Origin of the sequence: Limnohabitans sp. (assembly GCF_046052765.1) — a bacterium.
Lineage (GTDB): Bacteria > Pseudomonadota > Gammaproteobacteria > Burkholderiales > Burkholderiaceae_C > Limnohabitans.
Map to the genome: position 1 here is coordinate 1 of NZ_JAVLFQ010000017.1, position 4,521 is coordinate 4,521.

Consider the following 4,521-nt stretch of genomic DNA (forward strand, 5'->3'; position numbering starts at 1 on the left):
GACCACCGAGATCTACACTTCTAGCTTCGTCGGCAGCGTCAGATGTGTATAAGAGACAGGCTTGTATCAATCACTATTGCCCACAAGCAAATAAAAATTTACAAAAACGTATGTCAAGCGTTGGACTTGGATCTAGCATCGGGATCACGGGCGGCAATGCTTAGTTAGTTGTATAGGGGTACCCCCTTTCAATTTCCAGCCAGATCGACCCCCACCGTACCCCCACACCCATGTCTTGCAGAATGGTTCCATCCGGGGGGGTTACACATTGTTTTGCTTAAATGGTACTTAAGTTTGTAAATTTCCGCGAATTTAATTAATTAAAAAAAGTCAATTTGCTTAAAATATGGGTACTATCTTTTATAAGGATTTCCCCATGCAGCGTAAGCCATTATTTCCAATTTTGCCAAGAAACATTCCCACATCAGATTTGCGAAAGGAAATCCGCCGACGAATCGAAATCATGGATAGGTTGGGGTTGATCAAGAAGCCAAAGAAGTGAGCTGTGGGGCTAAAACTCGATTAGGCTTTACCTGCCAGAAACCACCACTTCAAGAAAAAACGCGCTGCCGTCTTCATGGCAGGCTGTCCTTGTCAGGAAAAGATCATCCAAATTACAAGCACGGTCATTGCACCAAAGAGACTCGCCGGCTGACCGCACGAGGTAATGCCTACATAAAGTACTTGGAGACAGTGCTTAACCAGCAGGCGGTCTTCATTAAAACATCGCAGCACTTAAACATTTCATATTAGGTGTTTGATCAATCACTCAAGCGAGTTGCACTTCATGCTTGACTCCTCCTATTCAACCAAAATTATAAATATAATTAGACATTAACCAATTATTTGGGAAATTGCTATGGCCTATTTGTCCCCCCTTTTTTTTCGCTGCTGCTTGACATCGGTCATTGCGGGGGCTTTCAGTTCTACCCATGCGCAAACATCCACTGCCGCTGAAAAGCTTTTAATCGAAACTCCCCGTATTTTTGTGGGGGCGGGTTCCCAAGGGCTACTGATGGGCTCTGCTTTTCAAATGGATAAGTCTTTTGACGCACGCGTTGTTTACAGTTCAGCGAACTTGAACAAGACAGGAAACAATTCTTCTTCTACAACCAGTTCCTTAGACCTGAAATTGGAAAATCTAAGCATCTTGGCAGATTGGTTCCCAAGTGAGGACAGTGGTTTTCGTATTACTGCAGGTGTGCAAACCGGCACCAACAAACTCACTCTTGCTGCCCGTCCCACGGGCAGTGTGACCATTGGTAACACCACTTATAACAACGTGAAATTTTCTGCTTCGATTGACTTGGGCAACACTGCTCCCTACGTCGGTATTGGCTACTCAACCAGGTCTGACAAAGACGCAGGACTCACTTTTTTCACTGACCTGGGTGTTCGCGTAGGCAACGCAAAGGTCAACATATATGAGTCAACTGGGACTGTTTCAAAAGCCGATATCGATAAAGAAAAGATCAAGATCGAGGATAAAATTAAAGCTTTGAAATATTACCCAGTAGTCAACTTAGGATTGGGTTATCGCTGGTAATTTGGTTTACCCGACCTGCCAACATGCCTCACCTGGCAGGGCAGACCCTTGGCGATGTCAAGCACCTGAAGCAATCACCGAAAAGCTTCGCCACAGCGTTGTGAATTTTATGGTGTGTCTTAGGGCCGGTTGTTTAAAATAATTTAAAGATGTCAATCACCAATCCTCAGCTTCTTTTATCCACTGCCGGTGGGCGCATATGCTGCGCACGTTGTACGGCACAGTCTTCAAGAACCAAGCTTCAATGTGGTCGGCCAGCTTTGAAGACTAGCAAGACCCAGAAATGCCAGTTCCATGGTGGTGGACAGACGAGCGGAAAGCAGACTGAGGAAGGACGAAGCCGCATTGCTGCCGCACACTATAAACACGGTGAGTCGACCAATGCAGCGAGGGCTGAGTATTCAAGAGCGTCGGCTACGCTGAGCAAGCTAGAGGATGCGATGCACTTACTCAAAATGACCACGGCACCCAGGACAAGGGGGCGAAAAACAAGTGGATACTTGCCGTTATGATCCACTGACGACATTATCTGACTGTTACTAACACCGATTCACTTTAGAGGTTTTATGATTAACCCGATCTTATTGGTCATTTCTTTTTTAATATTCTCTAGCTCCGTATTTGCTCAATCATGCGCAACAAATTCCTTTGGGCAAATAATTTGTGCTCCACCCGGTGGGGGGGCGTTACAAGATAATACTGGCCAAGTTTTGGTAGGGAAGGGTCAATGTGTAATCGATAATTCAAATCGCGTTATGTGTTCATCAGTTGCAGGTGGAGGTGCGGTTTTAAGTAATGGACAAGCTGTTTGTGTTGGTGGGTGTGTGCCCGGCTTTCCGGGTACTGTTACTCAGTAATCGCTCCATGGAATGCAGGAACAAAGTCAAAAATTATTTTAAAGTTTTCCAGTCCATTTTTTCTTTAAAGATTTGATTTAAAGAGTATTAAACATTACCCCAACAAATTCCCATTCCACTAGAAAAATTTAGCTCCTACGCCTAAGCAAAAAAAGTGGGATTGATTAAAATATAGGCAGCTTAATTCATACGGATTTACCATGCAGCCTAAGCCCTTATTTCCTAGTTTGCCAAGAAACGTTTCCACTGTAGAGTTGCGCAAAGAGATCCGACGGCGAATGAAAATCATGGAGCGCTTGGGATTGATTAGAAAGTCAAGGAAGTGAGGTGCGGGGCTAAGACTCGGACTGGTACCCCTTGCCAGAAGCCACCCCTTCTGGGAAAGACGCGCTGCCGTCTTCATGGTGGGAAGTCGCTAGCAGGAAAAGATCATTGGAATTATCAGCATGGTCATTGCACTAAAGAGACTCGCAGGCTGACCGCCGAAGGCAATGCCTACATCAAGTACTTGGAGGCTTTGCTGATTCAGCTTGGAATGATTGAACCAAAGCGGAGGTAGCGGAATACGATGTTTTGACGTTATCGCATTTATCTTTGCAAAAGTTTTCGCTTCCTCATGAAAGCATCACAACGCAATAAATGTGTCGAATAGCCATTGAGCTCAAATGGAAGTGGTTGATGGATGCAACAGATGCATGTTTCCATATGCATCCGTTTCATGAGAAAGTTGACCCCGGCCCCAGAAGTGAGGTGCCTGCATATTTGCATTAATCCTCACTATTCTTACTCTTAAGCATTAAGTCTGCGTAAGCTTCGCGATCATCCTAGTCGCCGTCATTTCCCCAGTACCAATTTTCTGGCGACTGTTCACCAAATGGGCGCTCATACCTATGCTTAGCAGATTTGCCATTTATCAGGGATTTCTCGATATCTTTGAGGCCGTAGGACTTGAGAACATTTCCAACGCCAATCCATCCTAAAGGGGTAGTTGTTCCTACGTAAAACTTCGAGGTTAGGTCTGGATCATTGACAACGCTAAATATTGTGTAATGTCTATAAAACCCATCTGTACTCATTCGTGGTCCATGATAATGTTTGCATACATGAAACCACCGATCGTTAAGTGTGCTTGGTAAAACCCAGTAATTGCCACCATCTTCTTTAAATAGATAGATGCATCCAGGCTCAGGCTCCCACTTTCCATTTTTCCATATGCCTTTGCTTTGCGCTGTTGTTTGTAAAACCGACACCGTGTCGGTTTTGTCGGCTAACAGAAGAAGCTGAACAGATTTACCTTGCGCAACTGCCATGTAGCGCTGTGCCTGTCGGTCTGAAACTTCAAGATTTGTCTTGACCCAAGCAGTCCATTGTCCGTGAGGCATGGATGCCTTGACTTGAAGCAGCAGTTGCCCAGCAGCTTTGGCGTTTGCTACGGCGTCATTTGCTTGCCGGAATGCAAGTAGATGATGATTATTAATTTGCGTGATGATTGTTTCGATAGGGATAGGGAGCATGATGTACTTTCAAGTAAGTTGTGGAAACAGGTTTAGCCGATAACGCGCTGCCCGCGCTGTCGTGTGTGCTTTGACCACATGAATCCAGCCCTCGTCCACAAAAAGGCGGAGGAGTTTTGCGGAGTCGTAATGAGTCAGCCCAATCAATTCGCTGGCTTTTCGACAGGCAAGAAAAAATGGTTCAGGTTGGTGATGATTCGCGAGAGCAATGCAAATTTGCATCAAGTGCATGGCCTCGATTCCATAGTCGCGGAGGCGCTCAATGTCCGGTACAGGCGGCAAAACGGTTAGACAGTCCTCGAGAACTGGTGTGGTGTACTTAACTTTCGACCAAGCATGTTGGAAATCTCCCCATGTAATAGCGAATCTGTCCTAGTGTGGCGTGCAGAAGCCGCGCGCTTGAGTTAAACACTGGGCATCAGTTAAGCCTTTTTGAGTTTAGTAGCTAGGGGATGTACTCCTTGCTTGGGGCCGTACATTCCCTATGTAGAAAAAAACTCAAAAGCTAAAAATAGTTATATAGTTATCAAAAAATTTTTGCACCGTATGAATTAACATAACAATTAAAATACCTTAAAGAGTCTCTCAATTGCGCAAAGTAGCT

General features: G+C 45.1%; 4 protein-coding genes. 3 read left to right on the forward strand and 1 reads right to left on the reverse strand.

The window, feature by feature from the left end:
- Positions 1-498 precede the first annotated feature (498 nt).
- The 3 genes from AC9UG7_RS01495 to AC9UG7_RS01505 all read left to right on the forward strand — a co-directional run bounded on the left by AC9UG7_RS01495 (position 499) and on the right by AC9UG7_RS01505 (position 2,962).
- Positions 499-753, forward strand: coding sequence for an HGGxSTG domain-containing protein (locus AC9UG7_RS01495; RefSeq protein ID WP_509583387.1), 255 nt, complete (start codon positions 499-501; stop codon positions 751-753).
- Positions 754-895: 142 nt separating this feature from the next.
- Complete coding sequence (locus tag AC9UG7_RS01500; RefSeq protein ID WP_509583389.1) at positions 896-1,546, forward strand: hypothetical protein; 651 nt, start codon at positions 896-898, stop codon at positions 1,544-1,546.
- A gap of 1,179 nt (positions 1,547-2,725) precedes the next feature.
- Complete coding sequence (locus tag AC9UG7_RS01505; protein WP_509583391.1) at positions 2,726-2,962, forward strand: HGGxSTG domain-containing protein; 237 nt, start codon at positions 2,726-2,728, stop codon at positions 2,960-2,962.
- 265 nt (positions 2,963-3,227) lie between these two features.
- On the opposite strand, the gene AC9UG7_RS01510 is transcribed toward AC9UG7_RS01505, so the two are convergent.
- Entirely contained in the window at positions 3,228-3,917 is a 690-nt protein-coding gene (locus tag AC9UG7_RS01510) for a DUF3102 domain-containing protein (protein ID WP_509583393.1), read from the reverse strand.
- Positions 3,918-4,521 lie beyond the last annotated feature (604 nt).